The 15,581-nt window shown below is 68.8% G+C and carries 10 protein-coding genes; 5 read left to right on the top strand and 5 right to left on the bottom strand.

The genetic code is table 11. The features are described from left to right. Positions 1-60: 60 nt before the first annotated feature. The 5 genes from HEP75_RS12400 to HEP75_RS12420 form a co-directional block, all read right to left on the bottom strand. Positions 61-3,129, bottom strand: coding sequence for an efflux RND transporter permease subunit (locus HEP75_RS12400; protein WP_185823735.1), 3,069 nt, complete (start codon positions 3,127-3,129; stop codon positions 61-63). Further along, the gene (locus tag HEP75_RS12405; RefSeq protein ID WP_185823736.1) at positions 3,126-4,220 is read right to left on the bottom strand and encodes an efflux RND transporter periplasmic adaptor subunit; all 1,095 of its coding nucleotides are present in this window, start codon (positions 4,218-4,220) and stop codon (positions 3,126-3,128) included. The genes HEP75_RS12400 and HEP75_RS12405 overlap by 4 nt, the downstream gene beginning before the upstream one ends. Before the next feature lie 89 nt (positions 4,221-4,309). Further along, complete coding sequence (locus tag HEP75_RS12410) at positions 4,310-4,999, bottom strand: TetR/AcrR family transcriptional regulator C-terminal domain-containing protein (protein ID WP_185823737.1); 690 nt, start codon at positions 4,997-4,999, stop codon at positions 4,310-4,312. 110 nt (positions 5,000-5,109) lie between these two features. Continuing rightward, entirely contained in the window at positions 5,110-6,303 is a 1,194-nt protein-coding gene (locus HEP75_RS12415) for an ATP-binding protein (protein WP_185823738.1), read from the bottom strand. Continuing rightward, complete coding sequence (locus HEP75_RS12420) at positions 6,300-6,989, bottom strand: response regulator (protein ID WP_185823739.1); 690 nt, start codon at positions 6,987-6,989, stop codon at positions 6,300-6,302. The genes HEP75_RS12415 and HEP75_RS12420 overlap by 4 nt, the downstream gene beginning before the upstream one ends. 114 nt (positions 6,990-7,103) lie before the next feature. On the opposite strand from HEP75_RS12420, the gene HEP75_RS12425 reads away from it, so the two are divergent. From HEP75_RS12425 to HEP75_RS12445, 5 genes are read left to right on the top strand one after another with little or no spacing between them, the layout of a single operon-like run. Beyond that, positions 7,104-8,561: an efflux transporter outer membrane subunit gene (locus HEP75_RS12425; RefSeq protein WP_185823740.1), complete on the top strand. Its 1,458-nt coding sequence runs from the start codon at positions 7,104-7,106 to the stop codon at positions 8,559-8,561. A 24-nt stretch (positions 8,562-8,585) separates the two neighbouring features. Further along, positions 8,586-9,389 (top strand): MipA/OmpV family protein, encoded by an 804-nt coding sequence (locus HEP75_RS12430; protein ID WP_185823741.1) that lies wholly within the window; start codon positions 8,586-8,588, stop codon positions 9,387-9,389. Positions 9,390-9,408: 19 nt separating this feature from the next. Then, positions 9,409-10,524: an efflux RND transporter periplasmic adaptor subunit gene (locus HEP75_RS12435; protein WP_255423846.1), complete on the top strand. Its 1,116-nt coding sequence runs from the start codon at positions 9,409-9,411 to the stop codon at positions 10,522-10,524. After that, complete coding sequence (locus HEP75_RS12440; RefSeq protein WP_185823743.1) at positions 10,521-13,625, top strand: efflux RND transporter permease subunit; 3,105 nt, start codon at positions 10,521-10,523, stop codon at positions 13,623-13,625. The genes HEP75_RS12435 and HEP75_RS12440 overlap by 4 nt, the downstream gene beginning before the upstream one ends. Continuing rightward, positions 13,622-15,502, top strand: a complete 1,881-nt coding sequence (locus HEP75_RS12445; RefSeq protein ID WP_345776764.1) for an alpha/beta fold hydrolase — start codon at positions 13,622-13,624, stop codon at positions 15,500-15,502. The genes HEP75_RS12440 and HEP75_RS12445 overlap by 4 nt, the downstream gene beginning before the upstream one ends. The last annotated feature ends 79 nt before the right edge of the window (positions 15,503-15,581 follow it).

Genomic DNA, 15,581 nt, shown 5'->3' on the forward strand with positions numbered 1-15,581 from the left:
ACCGACGTTGTGCGGCCACGCGAACACGAGAGCACGTAGCGCGCACCTGGGCCGCCGCGCTCAACCGGCCGCCGAATGCGACGACCGGCGGCGGAAGCGCCGCGACATCCACTCGCCCAGGTCATCGACCAGGGTGAACGCGGCCGGGATCACGATCAGGCTCAGCAGCGTGGACGTGATCAGGCCGCCGATCACCGCGATCGCCATCGGCGCGCGGAAGCTGGAATCGCCGGAGAAGCCCAGCGCGATCGGCATCATGCCCGCGCCCATCGCCAGCGTGGTCATGACGATGGGCTGGGCGCGCTTGCGGCAGGCGTCGATCAGCGCGTCGTGCTGGCTCATGCCGTGCTCGTCCTCGGCCATCACCGCGTAGTCCACCAGCAGGATCGAGTTCTTGGTGGCGATGCCGATCAGCATCAGCAAGCCGATCAGCGCCGGCAGCGAGAGCATGTTCTGGGTCAGCAGCAAGGCCCCGAACGCGCCGCCGGCGCACAGCGGCACCGCCACCAGAATGGTGATCGGCATCAGCGCATGGTTGAACAGCAGCAACAGCACCATGTAGATGCAGACCAAGCCGGCGGCCATCGCCAGCATGAAGCCGACGAACAGCTCCACGAACACTTCGGCGTCGCCGGTGTTGAGGAAGCTCACCCCCGGCGGCAACTGCTTCACGCTGGGCAGCTGCTGCACCTGGTCCATCACCTCGCCCAGCGGCCGGCCGTTGAGCTCGGCAGTGAGGGTGACGTTGCGCTGGCGCTGGTAGCGCGAGATCTGCGACGGGCCGCTGCCCATGCGGATCTCCGCCACCGCGGCCAGCGGCACCGGCCCGTAGCGGCCCGGCACGCGCAACTGGCCGATCAGCGCCGGATTGGCGAGGGTGGATTCGGCGAAGCCGACCCGGATCGGGACCTGGCGGTCGGGCAGATTGAGCTTGGCCAGGCGCTGCTCGTAGTCGCCGGCGGTGGCGATGCGCGCGGCCTCGGCGATGGTGGCCGTGGCTACGCCCATGTCCGCGGCCCGCGCGGGATCGGGGACGATCTGGATCTCCGGCCGCAGCAGCGACGCGGTGGAGGTGACGCTGCCCAGTCCGGCGATGCCGCGCAGGTCGCGCTCCAGCGCGGTGGCGGCGTCCTGCAGGTGCTGCGGGTCGTCGCCGGCCAGGACCAGCTGCAACAGGTTGCCCGGTTCCGAACTCACGTAGCTCACGCGCACGCCGGGCATGTCGGCCAGGCGCGCGCGCGCATCGCGCTCGAGCACGCGCTGGTCGCGCTCGCGGTGGTCGGCGACGCCCCAGTCCAGCACCAGCGTGGCCTTGCGCGCCTCGCCCACGCCGGTGGCGTTCGGATCGCCGAGGTCGAGCACGCTGCCGACCGCGGTGTAGACCTGCTTGAGTTCGGGAATGTCCTTGAGCAAGGCGCGCGCGCGCTCGGTCACGGCGACGGTTTCCTGCAGCCGGGTGCCGGGCGGCAATTCCAGGTTCAAGTTGCTGCGGCCCAGGTCCGATTGCGGGATGAAGGTCGCCGGGATCAGCGGCACCAGCGCCAGCGAGGCGGCGAACAGGCCGGTGGCGATCCACAAGGTGCGCGCGCGATGGCGCAGCGCCGCGTCGACCCAGCCCAGGTACCAGCGCATCAGCCGCGAATCGACCTGTTCTTCGCCGTGCGGCTTGAGCAGGTAGGCGGCCATCATCGGCGTCAGCAGGCGCGCCACCAGCAGCGAGAACAGCACCGCGGTGGCCGCGGTCCAGCCGAATTCGCGAAAGAACTTGCCGGCGATGCCGGGCATGAACGCGACCGGCACGAACACCGCGGCCAGGGTCAGCGAGGTGGCGATCACCGCGTTGCCGATCTCGCCGGCGGCGTCGCGCGCCGCTTCCAGCGGCGGCTTGCCCATGCGCAGATGGCGCACGATGTTTTCGATTTCCACGATGGCGTCGTCGACCAGGATGCCGACCACCACCGACAGCGCCAGCAAGGTGATCATGTTCAGGGTGAAACCGAACAGGTGCATCACCGCGAAGGTGGGAATGATCGACAGCGGCAGCGCCAGCGCGGAGACCCAGGTCGCGCGCCAGTTGCGCAGGAACAGCCACACCACCAGCAGCGCCAGCGCGGCGCCCTCGTAGAGCATGGTCATCGACGATTCGTAGGAGCGGTGGGTCTCGTCGATGGCGGTGGTGACCAGGCGGAAATCGATTCCCGGATGCGCGGCCTTGATCTCGTCCAGCGCCTTGTGCACGCCCGCCTCCACCTTGATCTCGCTGGAGCCGCGGGTGCGCGACATCGAGAAGGCGACCACGTCGCGCCCGTCCAGCAAGGCGGCTTCGGCGGGATCGGCGGCGGCGTCGGTGATCCGCGCCAGCGTGGACAAGCGCGCCGCGCGCCCGTCGGGCAGGCTGATCGAGAAATCGCGCAGAGCCTGCGCGTCGGCCACGGTGCCCAGGGTGCGGATGGTCTGCTGCGCACCGCCGAGTTCGGCCTTGCCGCCTGCCCGCTCCACCTGGATCTGCGCCAGCTGCTTGGACACGTCGCCGGCAGTGATGCCGAAGGCGAGCAAGGCGTTGGGATCCAGGTCCACGCGCACCTGGCGCTGCACGCCGCCCACGCGGGTGACCCGGGCCACGCCCGGTACCCCGTACATGGCGCGCGAGATCTCGCGATCGACGAACCAACTGGCTTCGTCGGGCGTCATCCGCGGCGCCACCAATGCGTAGGTCATCAGCGAGCCGCCGATGTCGACCTTGGAGATCACCGGTTCCTGGATGTCTTGCGGCAGGTCGGTGCGGATGCGCGTCACCGCATCGCGCGTGTCGTCCAGTGCGGTGGCCAGGTCGGCCTCGAGCTGGAATTCGATGGTGGTGGTGCTGACGCCTTCGCTGACGGTGGACATCACCCGCTTGACGTTGGTCACGGTGGCCACGGAATCCTCGATCTTGCGCGTGACCTCGGCCTCCAGCTGGCTGGGCGAGGCGCCCGGCTGGGTGACCGTGACCGTGGTCATCGGGAAGGCGATGTCCGGGAAGCGCGCCACCGGCAATTGGTGGAAGCCCCACAGGCCGGCCACGCACAGCACGAAGAAGATCAGGATCGCGGGCAGCGGGCGATTGATCGCCCAGGCGGAGATATTCATCGCGCAGCCGCCTTCGCAGCGGCCACCACGCGCACGCGGTCGCCCTCGCCCAGGAAACCGGCGCCGTCCACCACCACCCGGTCGCCCTCCTTCAATCCTTCCAGGATCTCGGTACGCCCCTGCACGGTCTGGCCGCTGCGCACGCGCCGGCGCTGCGCGTGCTGCTTGGCATCCACGGTGAACACGTAGCTGTGCCCGTCGCGCTGCACGATCGCGGCGCTGGGGATGGTCAGCGCCCGGCCATCGCCGGTGACGATGCGTCCTTCCACGTAGATGCCCTGCTTGAGCGGGCCGGGCGCGGGCAGATCGGCATAGATCGTGCCGGTGCGCGTCTGCGCATCGACGCCGGGGCTGACCGCGCGGATGCGGCCGGCGATGGTCTGCCCGGCATACGGCAGTTCGACGCTGTTGCCGACGGCCACGCCGGCAAGCTGCGCCTCGGACAGTTCCGCGCGCCATTCCAGCCGGCCATCGCGAATCAAGCGCAGCAGTTCGTTGCCCGCCGCGACCACCTGCCCCGCCTGCACCAGGCGCTTGGAGATCACGCCGTCGGCGGGCGCGCGCAGTTGCGCGAAGTCGCGCTGCAGCTGCGCCGCCTGGCGCCTGGCGCGGGCGGTGGCGGTCTGCGCCTCGGCGTCCACGCGCGTGGCGCGCAATTCGTCCAGACTGCTGGCGCTGACCAGCCGCTCGGCCGCCAGTTTCGCGCCGCGCTCGTAGTTGAGCCGCGCCAGCTCCTGCGCGGTCTGCGCCTGGTGCAGCGCGGCGTCCGCCTGCGCCAGTTCGCTGTCCAGGGTGCGGTGGTCCAGTTCCAGCAACACCTGGTCCTGCTTGACCCATTCACCCACGTCCACCTTCAACGCCGTCACCCGCTGGCCCGACAGTTCGACCCCGAGCTGCATTTCCTCGTAGGCCGCGACCGGGCCGGACACGACCACCGTGCGTGCCAGCGTCTGCGTCTGCGCGGCCGCCACGGTGACCGCAAGCGCGGACGCGGTGCCCGCCTCATCGGGTGTCTTGTCCGCGCCGCCGCAGGCCGACAGCAGCGCGCCGATCAGGATCAGGGAAGAACAACGCAGGATGTGGATACGCATGGAGGACGCCTGTAGCCCGCAGTGAACGGGCGCTGGAAGAGTGGACGCTGGCGATGGCTGGCGGGAGGGAAAGCGGGACGCGATGGCGGTCATGGCGCAGCGGCGGTCCGCGCCTGGGCAGGTAGGGCCCCTTGCTGGTCGCGTTGCGCGTCGGCCTGGGCCAGCCAGTGCTCGATGCCGTCCAGCATCAATCCCAGGCCCTGCTCGAAGCGCCGATCGAAATCCGGCTCGGTCATCAGATGCCTGGCCTGCCAGCAGTAGGGAAAACGCGCCTGGGACAGGGCCAGGAACGCCTTGCCCACGTCCTCGAGCTGGCGATAGTCGGGCATTGCCTGTTCCTCGATGACGAAGCCCATGACGTAATAGGCCAGATCCATCGCCGCAGTGGCGGCGAAGCCGACCGGTGCGCCGGCCTCGGCCAATGCCTTGATCATCGCTTCGCCCAGGCGCAGCACGTTCTCGCTCGCGATGTAGGTGCCCGCATAGACGCGCGCGCCGTCGCGGTGCGCCTTGAAACCGGATCGGAGCTCATGTGCGATCTGCAGCAGGGTCGCCCGCCACGGTTGATCGGCAGGAATGTCGCGGGCGACCTGTTCGATCAAGGCATCGGCCATGGCATCGACCAAAGCCTGCTTGCTCTTGAAGTGCCAATACAGCGACGGCGCGCGGATGCCCAACTGGCAGGCCACCTTGCGCAGGCTCACGCCTTCGATGCCGGCTGCGTCCAGGAGCTGGAAGGCCGCGTGGACGATCTGTTCGCGCCCGAGGGGCTTGCGCATGCCTACCATAACGCTGTTAGTTGGCGAAATCTAACAGCGTTAGGGTGGGTGGGCAAGTGTAGCTCTGGAACGGTCTTTCGACCGCAGTGTCCGGGGCTGCCGAGTCCGATTCATGCCCCCCGCGGCAACCGCACCCGCGCGCACAAGCCGCCGCCCTCGCGGTTGCCGAACTCCAGCGCGCCGCCATGGGCATGGCAGATCGCCGCGGCGATGGACAGGCCCAGGCCGCTGCCGCCCGAGTGCCGGGCACGCGAGTCCTCGGCGCGCCAGAAGCGATCGACCATCCGCGACAACAGTTCGGGCGCCACGCCCGGTCCGCGATCGCTGACGCAGATCAGCACCTCGCTGGCCCCGGTGCTCACTTCGATCAGCAGGCGTTTGCCGGCCGCGGCATAGCGCAACGCGTTGTCGATCAGCACCGACAGCACCTGGCCGAGACGGTCGCGGTCGGCGCTGATCGACACGCCGCCCGGCACGCGCAATTCCACCTCCATCTGCGCAGCCTGCAGCGGCTGCGCCAGCCAGGCCAGGCGCTCGCGGATCAGCGCGTCGATCGGGAAGGTGTGCGGCTCCAGCATCAGCTGATTGGCGCGCGCCATCGACAACAAATGCAGGTCGCCGACCAGGCGATTGATCTGTTCCAGTTGCCGATGGACCATCTGCAGTTGCTCGTCGCTGCACGGGAACACCTGGTCCAGCATGCCCTGCACCCGGCCCATCGCCGCGTTCAACGGCGTGCGCAGTTCGTGCGCCAGCATCGCGCTGGAATCGCGCACCTCGCGCTCGTATTGCTGCAGCTGCGCGGTCATGCTGTTGAAGTCCATCGCGAAGCTGGCCAGTTCGTCCGGCGCGGAAGGGATTACCTTGGCGCGCGCGGAAAAGTCGCCATCGCTGATGCGCCGGGCCGCCTCCGCCACATTGGAGAACTGGCGCGACAACGGCCGCGACGCGAGCAGTCCGCACACGACGATGACCGGGATCGAGGCAATCAACAAGGCCGCCAGCAGCAACCAGTCGCGATTGGCCAATCCCGGCAGGAAATCGGCGACGTCGTAATAGCGCTCGAACAGTTGCCACAGGCGCTGTGCATTGCTGTGCGGGTCCTCGCGCAGCGCCAGCATCTCCTGTCGCGCCGCCGGCGGCAGCTTGTACAGGGTCGCAATATCCCAGATCGCAAAACGCAGCCACATGCCGAATGCGATCACCAGCACCGTGAACACCGCCAACGCACTCATGCGCAGGCCAACCCATTGCCACAGCGGCGCGTGCGCGTGACGCCGCGCGAATGGCCACTGCCATTTCATCGGAAGCGGTAGCCGATCGCGCGCACCGTCACCAGCACATCGGTGATGCGCTCGCCTTCCAGTTTCTTGCGCAGGTTGTGCACGTGGGCGTCCACCACCCGCTCCAGCGCGTCGCTTTCCGGCAGGCAGATTTCCAGCAGCTCGCTGCGCGTATAGGCCTTGAACGGCGTCTTCAGCAAGGTGGCCAGGATGTTGAATTCGGTCGGGGTCAGATCCAGCGGCACGTCGTTGCCGTCGGCGTCCTGCACCGTGGCCATCACCGCGTTGGTGTCGACGGTGAGCCGCTCGTACTTCAGCGGCTCCTCGCTCGCCCTGGCCGGCCCGGCGCGGCGCAGCACCGCGTACACGCGCGCGACCACTTCCTTCGGGCTGTAGGGTTTGACCACGTAGTCGTCGGCACCGTAGCGCAGCGCGCCGAGCTTTTCCGGCTCGTCACCCATCGCGGTCACCATGATCACCGGCGTGTCGCTGCTGCGGCGGATCGTCGACAGCACCTCGGTCCCGCTCAGCTTGGGCAGCATCACGTCCAGCAGCACCAGGTCCGGTTTCCACTGCGCGTGCAGCTGGATCGCGCGCGCGCCGTCGCTGGCGATGGCGACGTCGAATCCGTCGCGGCGCAGATAGGCCTCGAGGATGCTGGCGCTGTCGGCGTCGTCCTCGACGACAAGAATCTTCTTGGAACTCATGCCCTGTGCCGCCCTTGTCGCGCGTCTTGACGAAATCTTGAAGATTCCTAAAAGCCAGCTTGAACTTGCCGGCCGACTCTATCACTCGAGATTGGCCACCCCCGACTGACCCCCATGATTGTATCGTCCGCAGGCAAGCGTCCGTACCGCCCTCGCCTCCTTGTCGCCGCGCTGGCGGTGCTGCTCGGCGGCTGCTCGCTGGCGCCGGTCTACGAGCGCCCGCAGGCCACCGTGCCGAGCACGCTGGGCGGCGCAGCGGCGCCGCCGCTGCCGCAGGCGAACACGGCTTCCTCGATAGCGCTGTCCGAGCAGGAACAGCGGTTCCTGCGTGCATTCTCGCCGGACCACGACCTCGCGCCGCTGCTGCAGCAGGCGCTGGCGCACAATCCGGATTTCCGCAACACCGTCCTGCAAGTGCAGCAGGCCCGCGCGCAGTACCGGATCGAGCGCGCACAGCAGTTGCCGCAGATCGGCATCGATGCGCAGCAGGCCCGGCAGAGCTACGACGATCCGCGGCAGCAGGAGCGCTACGGGCAGAAGCTGGTCACCGCAGCGGTCGGCATCGACGATTTCGAGTTTGATCTGTTCGGCAAGCTGGCCTCCTTGTCCGCTGCCGCGCAGCAGCGCTACCTTGCATCAAGCGCCGGCCAGCAGGCCGCGCGTGGCGCACTGGTCGCCGAGGTGCTGCGTACCTATACGCTGGAACGCGCCGCCGCCCAGGCGCAGGCGCGTTTCCAGGCCATCGCCGACGACAGCGGCGCGCTGTTGGCATTCGCCGACGACCAGCACGATGTCGGGCTGATCTCCACCGACGCGCTCGATCGCCAGCGCCATCAGACCGACCAGGCCCGGGTCCGTGCCCTGCAGGCGGCCAGCGACCATGCCGCCGCGCGCCGCGCGCTACAACTGGTCGCCGGCTACGATGCGCCAGCCAGCACCGGCGCTATCGAAGAGTTGCTGCCGGCCGATGCAGGCAGTATGGCGCTGCGCGATCTGGACTCGGCGGTGTTGCTGCAGCGTCCGGACATCCAGCAGGCCGAAGCCGAGTTGCGCGCGCGCAATGCCGACATCGGCGCCGCGCGTGCCGCGTTCTTCCCGTCGATCAAGCTCAGCACCTCGCTGGGAACCGCCAGCGACGTGCTCAGCGGCCTGTTCGCCGCCGGCAGCCGCACCTGGAGTTTCGTTCCGCAACTGACCATGCCGATCTTCGACTTCGGCCGCAACCGCGCCAACCTGGACATCGCACAGCTGCGCAAGCAGGCCGGCGTCGCCGACTACGAGAAGGCGATCGAATCCGCGTTCCGCGAGGTAGCCGATGCGCTCGACGCCGGCCCGGCCCTGCTGCAACGCGAACAGCGCGAGCGGGCCAACAGTGAACGCGAACGGCAACGCATCCAACGCATGGACCGGCGCGTCGCGCAGGGCCTGCAGGATCGCCCCGCCCTGCTCGGCGAACGCATCGCCGCCGAGCAGGCCGCACTGGATCACCTGCAGGCCCGCCAGGAGCTGATCCTCAACCGCATCGCGCTGTTCCGCGCTTTCTATGGCGTGCAACTGCTGCACGCCTCCTGATCCCCCACGTCGAAGAGACCGCTCATGAAAACCATCGCCTTGCTCCCGCTCCTGGCCTGCGCCGTATCGCCGCTGGTGGCCAACGCCGCCGATGCGGACGCCTCCGGCTTCCGCCTGTTCGGCCACCAGACCGAACTCAGCATCGGCGCCGCCGCAGTGGCGGCGCCGCGCTACTTCGGCTCCAGGGACGACCGCGTGCAATTCACCCCCGTGCTCGCGGCCCAGAGCGGCCTGCTGTTCTTCGACAGCGTGCGTGGCCTCGGCGCGCAATTCCAGAGCGATGGCGGCTTCTACGTCAGCCAGTCGTTCGGCTACGACCTGGGCCGACTGGACCGCAACAGCAGCTGGCGCCCGGGTTCCAGGACCCTGGCCGGCATGGGCGACGTGCCCGGGTCGATCACCAGCCGCAGCATGATCGCGCAGCAGTTCACCTCGTATCTGATGCTGGACGCCGAAGCCGAGTTCGCCTTGAAGGACGGTGCGCGCCGCAACAACTATCGCGCCGGCGCCAAGTTCACCCTGCTGCAGAACGACCGCGACACGCTGACCATGAACCTGGACGCGCACTGGGGCGATCGCCGCTACAACCAGGCCTATTTCGGGGTCACCGATGCGCAGAGCGCACGCAGCGGGTTTGCCGCCTACCGCACCGGCTCCGGGCTGTACGCCTATTCGGTCGCCGCCAACTGGGACCATGCGCTGTCCAGGCACTGGAGCACCTCGCTGACCGTCGCCGGCACGCGCTATGTGGACAACGCCGACGGCAGCCCGATCGTGCAGCGCCGCGCCTTCGCCAGCGCCATCGGCGCCGTGACCTACACCTTCTGACCCGCCACATAGAATGCCCATGAAACCGAGTCTTGCGATGTTCCTCTGCGTCTGCGTGCCGCTGGCAGCAGTGTCGTTGACCGCCTGCAGCCGCGACGCGACGCCGACTGCGGAAGCGCCGCGTGCGGTGAAGCTGGAGGCCGTCGGCAGCACCGACGGCACCAACGATCGCCTCGTGGCCCAGGTGCGCCAGGCGCAGCGCGCCGAACTCGGCTTCGAAGGCGGCGGCCGCATCGCCTCGGTCGAGGTGGATGTCGGCGACAGCGTGCGCCAGGGCCAGATCCTGGCGCGGCTGGATCCGGAACCGAAGCGCTTGCGTGCCGAGCAGGCCGAAGCCAACGTCCACATCGCCGCCGCCGACCTGCAACAGCAACAGACTCAACTGGCCCAGCAGCAGGCTATGTTCGAGGACGGCGCTGCATCGGCCACCACCTTGACCGCCGCCAAGGCCGCCTTCGCCAGCGCACAGGCACGCCTGCGCAGCGCGCAGTCGGACCTGGCGCTGGCGCGTCGCGGCCTGCGCCAGGCCGAGCTGCGTGCGCCGTTCGGCGGCAGCGTGGTGGCTCGGCTGCAGCAGCCCGACGCCAACGTGGCAGCGGGCCAGCCGGTGCTGCAGCTGGAAGGCCGCGGGCGTGCACAGGTGACGGTCGCGCTGCCGTCGGCGCTGGCAGCGTCGCTGAATCCCGGCCAGGCGGCGACGGCGTATCGGGCCGGCGTACCCGAGCAGGCGCTGCCGTTGCGGCTGCGCAGTGTGTCCGATCGCCTGGACGGCGGCGCCACCGTGCAGGCGCTGTTCGAAAGTACCGCGGACGACGCCGCCGGCTTGCGCAGCGGCGAGAACCTGCTGCTGGCCCTGCCCCACGACGCGACACGGCCATTGAGCGTCCCGCTCAGCGCATTGGTGCCGAGCATGGCCAACGGCAAGCCGATGGTGTTCGTCTACCAGGACAGCAACGCCAGCGTGCGCCGGCGCCAGATCGTGACCGGGAATGCCGAAGGCGACCGCGTGCAGGTGCGCCAGGGACTGCGCGCCGGCGAACGCATCGTCGCCGCCGGCGCGGCCTTCCTCAGCGACGGACAGACCGTCGTCCCCTTCCATCCCGCTACGCGCCTGACCGGCACCGCCTCGCCATGAACCTGACCCGCGCCACCCTCGCTTCCAGCCGCTTCGCGCTGTTCACCGCCGCGCTGATCCTGATCGGCGGCATCGTCACCTTCCTGGGTTTTCCGTCGCAGGAAGAACCCAGCGTCACCGTGCGCGATGCGGTGGTGCAGGTCGCGTTTCCGGGCATGCCCAGCGAGCGCGTCGAGAACATGATCGCGCGCCCGCTCGAAGAGCACCTGCGCGAACTGACCGGCATCAAGAAGATCGTCACCACGGTGCGGCCGGGCAGCGCAATCGTGCAGCTCACCGCCCGCGACGACGTCGACGACCTGCCCGCGCTGTGGCAGCGGGTGCGCACCAAGGCGGCCGATGCCAGCGCCGAACTGCCGCCGGGCACGCAGGGGCCGTTCGTCGACGACGATTTCGGCCGCGTCGCGATCGCCTCGATCGCGGTGACCGCGCCGGGCTTCGCCACCAGCGAGATGCGCGCGCCGCTGCGGCAGATGCGCGAGCAGCTGTACACCGTGCCCGGGGTGGAACGCGTCAGCTTCCACGGGCTGCGCGAGGACCGCATCTACGTCGCCTTCGAGCGGACCCGGCTGAGCGAGGCCGGGCTGACGCCCAGCGCGGTCGCGCAACAGCTGCGCACCCAGAACGTGGTCGCCAGCGGCGGCCAGATCGCCGCGTCCGGGCTGGCGATGACCGTCACCACGTCCGGCGAGATCCGCACCCTGGACGAACTGCGCGACACGCTGATCTCGGTTTCCGGTGCCGATGGCGCGCGCCAGATCCCGCTGTCGCAGCTGGCGCGCATCGAGCTGATGCCGGCCGATCCGCCGGACAGCGCCGCGATCTACCAGGGCCAGCCGGCGGTGGTGGTGGCGGTGTCGATGGCGCCCGGCTACAACATCGCGCAAGTCGGCCAGGCGCTGCGGCAGAAGCTCGGCGAGACCGCGCGGATGCTGCCGGTCGGCTTTTCGCAGCACGTGGTCACGTTCCAGGCCGACGTGGTGGAACGCGAAATGGGCAAGATGCACCACGTCATGGGCGAGACCGTGCTCATCGTGATGGCGGTGGTGATGCTGTTCCTGGGCTGGCGCACCGGCCTGATCGTCGGCGCGATCGTGCCGCTGACCATCCTCGGCACGCTGATCGCGATGCGGGCGCTGAGCGTGGAACTGCAGACGGTGTCGATCGCCGCGATCATCCTGGCGCTGGGGCTGCTGGTGGACAACGGCATCGTCATCGCCGAAGACATCGAGCGCCGCCTGGCCGCCGGCGAAGAACGGAGGCAAGCCTGCGAAGCCGCAGGGCGCACGCTGGCGCTGCCGTTGCTGACCTCCTCGCTGGTCATCGTGCTCGCGTTCTCGCCGTTCTTCTTCGGCCAGACCAGCACCAACGAGTACATGCGTTCGCTGGCGATCGTGCTGGCGGTGACCCTGCTCGGCTCGTGGCTGCTCAGCGTCACCGTGACCCCGCTGTTGTGCATGTACTTCGCGCGGGCGCACCGCACCACGCATGCCGACGCTGGCGAAAATGCCGACCACTACGATTCCAGGCTGTACCGCGGCTACCGGCGCATCATCGAAACCCTGCTCGGGCACAAGGCGCTGTTCCTGGGCAGCATGCTGCTGCTGTTGGCGGGGGCGGCCACCATCCTGGGCTCGATTCCCTACAGCTTCCTGCCCAAGTCCGACCGCCTGCAGTTCCAGATGCCGGTGACCCTGCAGCCGGGCAGCGATTCGCGCCAGACCCTGCGCACCGTGCAATCGATCAGCGCCTGGCTGGCCGATCGCAAGCGCAATCCCGAGATCGTGGACAGCATCGGCTACGTGGCCGACGGCGGACCGCGCATCGTGCTGGGCCTGAATCCGCCGCAGGCCGCCGCCAACATCGCCTACTTCACCGTCAGCGTGCGCCCCGGCACCGACCTCGACGCACTCATCGCCCGCGTTCGCCAACATATCCGCCAGAGCTATCCCGCCGTGCGCGCCGAGCCCAAGCGCTTCTCGATGGGCTCGACCGAATCCGGCGTGGCGATCTACCGGGTGGTCGGGTCGGACGAAACCCAGTTGCGCTGCATCGCCGCCGGGATCGCGCAGGCGTTGCGCCAGCTGCCCGGCACCATCGATGTCAGCGACGACTGGGAGATCCGCATTCCCCGCTACGACGTCCGCGTCGATCAAGTCAAGGCGCGACGCGCCGGGGTCAGTAGCGACGACATCGCCCAGGCCCTGCAACTGCGCTACAGCGGCATCGGCGCCTCGCTGATCCGCGACGACAGCGTCAACGTGCCGATCGTGCTGCGCGGCGGCGCCGACGAACGCGCCGCGGCCAGCGATCCGGGCAGCACCCTGCTCTATCCTGCGTCCGGCGGCACCGCCGTGCCGTTGTCGGCGATCGCCGAGATCGCTCTGTCGTCGGAGCCGTCGGCGATCCAGCGCCGCAACCTGAGCCGCGCCATCACCGTCACCGGGCACAACCCGAACATGACCACCGACGAAGTGGTGACCGCGCTGGCCGGCAAGGTCGCCGCGCTGCGCCTGCCGCCGGGCTACCGCATCGAGATGGGCGGGGAACTGGAGGATTCGGCCGAGGCCAACCAGGCCTTGCTGCAGTACATGCCGCATGCGCTGGGCGCGATCCTGCTGTTGTTCATCTGGCAATTCAACTCGTTCCGCAAGCTGTTCATCGTCGTCGCCAGCGTTCCGTTCGTGCTGATCGGCGCAGCGCTGGCGTTGCTCGTCACCGGCTACCCGTTCGGCTTCATGGCCACCTTCGGCCTGCTCGCGCTGGCCGGCATCATCGTCAACAACGCGGTGCTGTTGCTGGAGCGCATCGATGCCGAACTGGCGGACGGCCTGGACCGGCACGACGCGGTGATCGCCGCGGCGGTCAAGCGCCTGCGCCCGATCGTGATGACCAAACTGACCTGCATCGTCGGCCTGGTCCCGCTGATGCTGTTCGCCGGCCCGCTGTGGACCGGCATGGCCATCACCATGATCGGCGGCCTGGCGCTGGGCACGCTTGTCACGCTGGGCGTGATCCCGGTGCTGTACGACCTGCTGTTCTCGTTGCGCAACGGCCGCAGCGAGGCGCACACGGCGGAGGCGGCGGAGGCGGCGGCGTGATCGGCCAGCGCGGACGCCGCCTGGCGTTGCGCTTGATCGCCATGCTGTGCCTGGCGCTGGGCGCTGGCGGCTGCTCCACTGTCACGCTGAAACCGGTGAGCGCGGCCGAATACATCCAGGCCAAGCGCGGCGACCCGCTCGGCAGCGGCCACCTCAGCACCGCTGCGATCGAAACGCTCACCGTGCTCGGCCTGGACGAAAGCGCCTGCAGCGCCCATACCCGGCGCTGCGCAAAGCAGCTGCTCGACAACGATGGCGTGGCCCAGGAACGCAAGCTGGCGACCGTCGCCGAACTGTGGCTGCAGGCCTCGCTGCAATTGGCCAAGCGCCAGCCGCGCAGCGACGCCGCATTGAGCGCCTGGCTGGAGACGGCGCGCTATGCCTACGCCTACCTGTTCTTCAGCGAGCGCGCACCCAGCGAGCGCGCCTTCGAAGATCGCCAGACCCAGGTGCGCGACTACTACAACTACGCGGTGCAACAAGCGGTGTCGGCGCTGTTCGTGCGCTTCCAGCAACAGGGCCAGCAGGCCGACAGCGCGGCCGAACTGTCGGCCCTGCCCGGCTGGAAGATCGCGCTGGACGTGAGCCAATTGGGCGCCTTGCAGGACATGCCGATGCCGGATGCGATGTTGCCGGCCAGCGGCCTGCGCTTCACCGGGCTGCGCAGCGTGTACCGGCGCGACGGGTTCGGCTCGGAGATGGTCGCGATGCTGCCGAACGCGACGTCGCTGCAGAACGAGGCGAGCGAGTCGGACGCGACAAGCCCGGCCTACAGCGCAATGCCTACACCGAGCCTGACCGTGCTTCTGCGCTTCGATGGCGACACGCTGGCCAAGGTGCTGGCCAGCCGCGCGGTGCGGGTGGAAGCCTACGATCCCTACCTGAGCGCACGTGCCACGCTAGGCGGCTACACGGTACCGTTGGCCGGCGACTTCAGCGCAGGCTATGGGGTGTGGATGGCGCGCTCGGGTTTCGCCGAGCAATCGCTGCGCACGCTGTTCGGCATGGCCCATGGCATCGACCGGCCGCACATCTTCCTGACCCAGCCCTACGATCCCAACCGCCGGGTGCTGGTGCTGCTGCACGGCCTGGCCAGCAGTCCCGAGGCCTGGGTGAACCTGGCCAACGAACTGCTGGGCGACGAACACCTGCGCGCCCGCTATCAGATCTGGCTGGTCTACTACCCGACCAACCTGCCGATCGCCTACAACCATCTGCAGATCCGCAAGGGACTGGAGCAGGCGTTGGACCATTTCGATCCGCAACGGCGCAGCGCCTCGGCGCACGACATGGTGCTGGTCGGGCACAGCATGGGCGGCGTGCTGGCGCGCTTGATGGTGTCCTCCAGCGACGGCGACCGTCTCTGGCAGCGCCTGTTCGGCAACGCGACGCTCGCGCCGCAGGCGATGCAGACGCTGCGCGACAAGCTGTCGCCGATGCTGCACTTCGAACCGATGCCGGAAGTCTCCGAGGCGATCTTCCTGGCCTCGCCGCATCGCGGAACCCCGCATGCCACCGGCATGCTCGGCAGCCTGGTGGGCGGCCTGATCGGCCTGCCCGCGCGCATTCTCGACCAATTCCAGGACATTACCGGCACCGGCCTGGTCGGCAAGCTGCCGACCAGCATGGACAATCTCAACGACCACGACGCTTTCGTCGAGGCCGCAGCGGAGCTGAAGATCGCGCGGCAGGTGACCTATCACTCGATCATCGCCCGCCGCGTTCCGCGCGTGCCGCTGGCGCAATCGGACGACGGCTTCGTGCCCTACTGGAGCGCGCACCTGGATGGCGCAGCGTCGGAAACCGTGATCACCTCCGGGCACAGCGTGCAGGAAACCCCGCAGGCCATCCTGCAGATCCGCAAGCTGCTGCGCTGAACCGCGCAGCGGTAAGCGACAAAGCTGCGGACCAGATGCGAAGCGCCGCGCGAAACGCAGACAAAAAAACACCCGGCAA

The organism is Xanthomonas sp. SI (assembly GCF_014236855.1).
In the GTDB taxonomy this organism is placed as follows: Bacteria; Pseudomonadota; Gammaproteobacteria; order Xanthomonadales; family Xanthomonadaceae; genus Xanthomonas_A.

What these genes read in the sequence shown, in the direction of transcription:
- HEP75_RS12440 (WP_185823743.1), top strand. Translation starts at nt 10,521, where the DNA reads ATGAACCTGACCCGCGCCACCCTCGCTTCCAGCCGCTTCGCGCTGTTC.
- HEP75_RS12425 (WP_185823740.1), top strand. Translation starts at nt 7,104, where the DNA reads ATGATTGTATCGTCCGCAGGCAAGCGTCCGTACCGCCCTCGCCTCCTT.
- HEP75_RS12420 (WP_185823739.1), bottom strand. Translation starts at nt 6,989, where the DNA reads ATGAGTTCCAAGAAGATTCTTGTCGTCGAGGACGACGCCGACAGCGCC.
- HEP75_RS12400 (WP_185823735.1), bottom strand. Translation starts at nt 3,129, where the DNA reads ATGAATATCTCCGCCTGGGCGATCAATCGCCCGCTGCCCGCGATCCTG.
- HEP75_RS12405 (WP_185823736.1), bottom strand. Translation starts at nt 4,220, where the DNA reads ATGCGTATCCACATCCTGCGTTGTTCTTCCCTGATCCTGATCGGCGCG.
- HEP75_RS12435 (WP_255423846.1), top strand. Translation starts at nt 9,409, where the DNA reads ATGAAACCGAGTCTTGCGATGTTCCTCTGCGTCTGCGTGCCGCTGGCA.
- HEP75_RS12430 (WP_185823741.1), top strand. Translation starts at nt 8,586, where the DNA reads ATGAAAACCATCGCCTTGCTCCCGCTCCTGGCCTGCGCCGTATCGCCG.
- HEP75_RS12410 (WP_185823737.1), bottom strand. Translation starts at nt 4,999, where the DNA reads ATGCGCAAGCCCCTCGGGCGCGAACAGATCGTCCACGCGGCCTTCCAG.
- HEP75_RS12415 (WP_185823738.1), bottom strand. Translation starts at nt 6,303, where the DNA reads ATGAAATGGCAGTGGCCATTCGCGCGGCGTCACGCGCACGCGCCGCTG.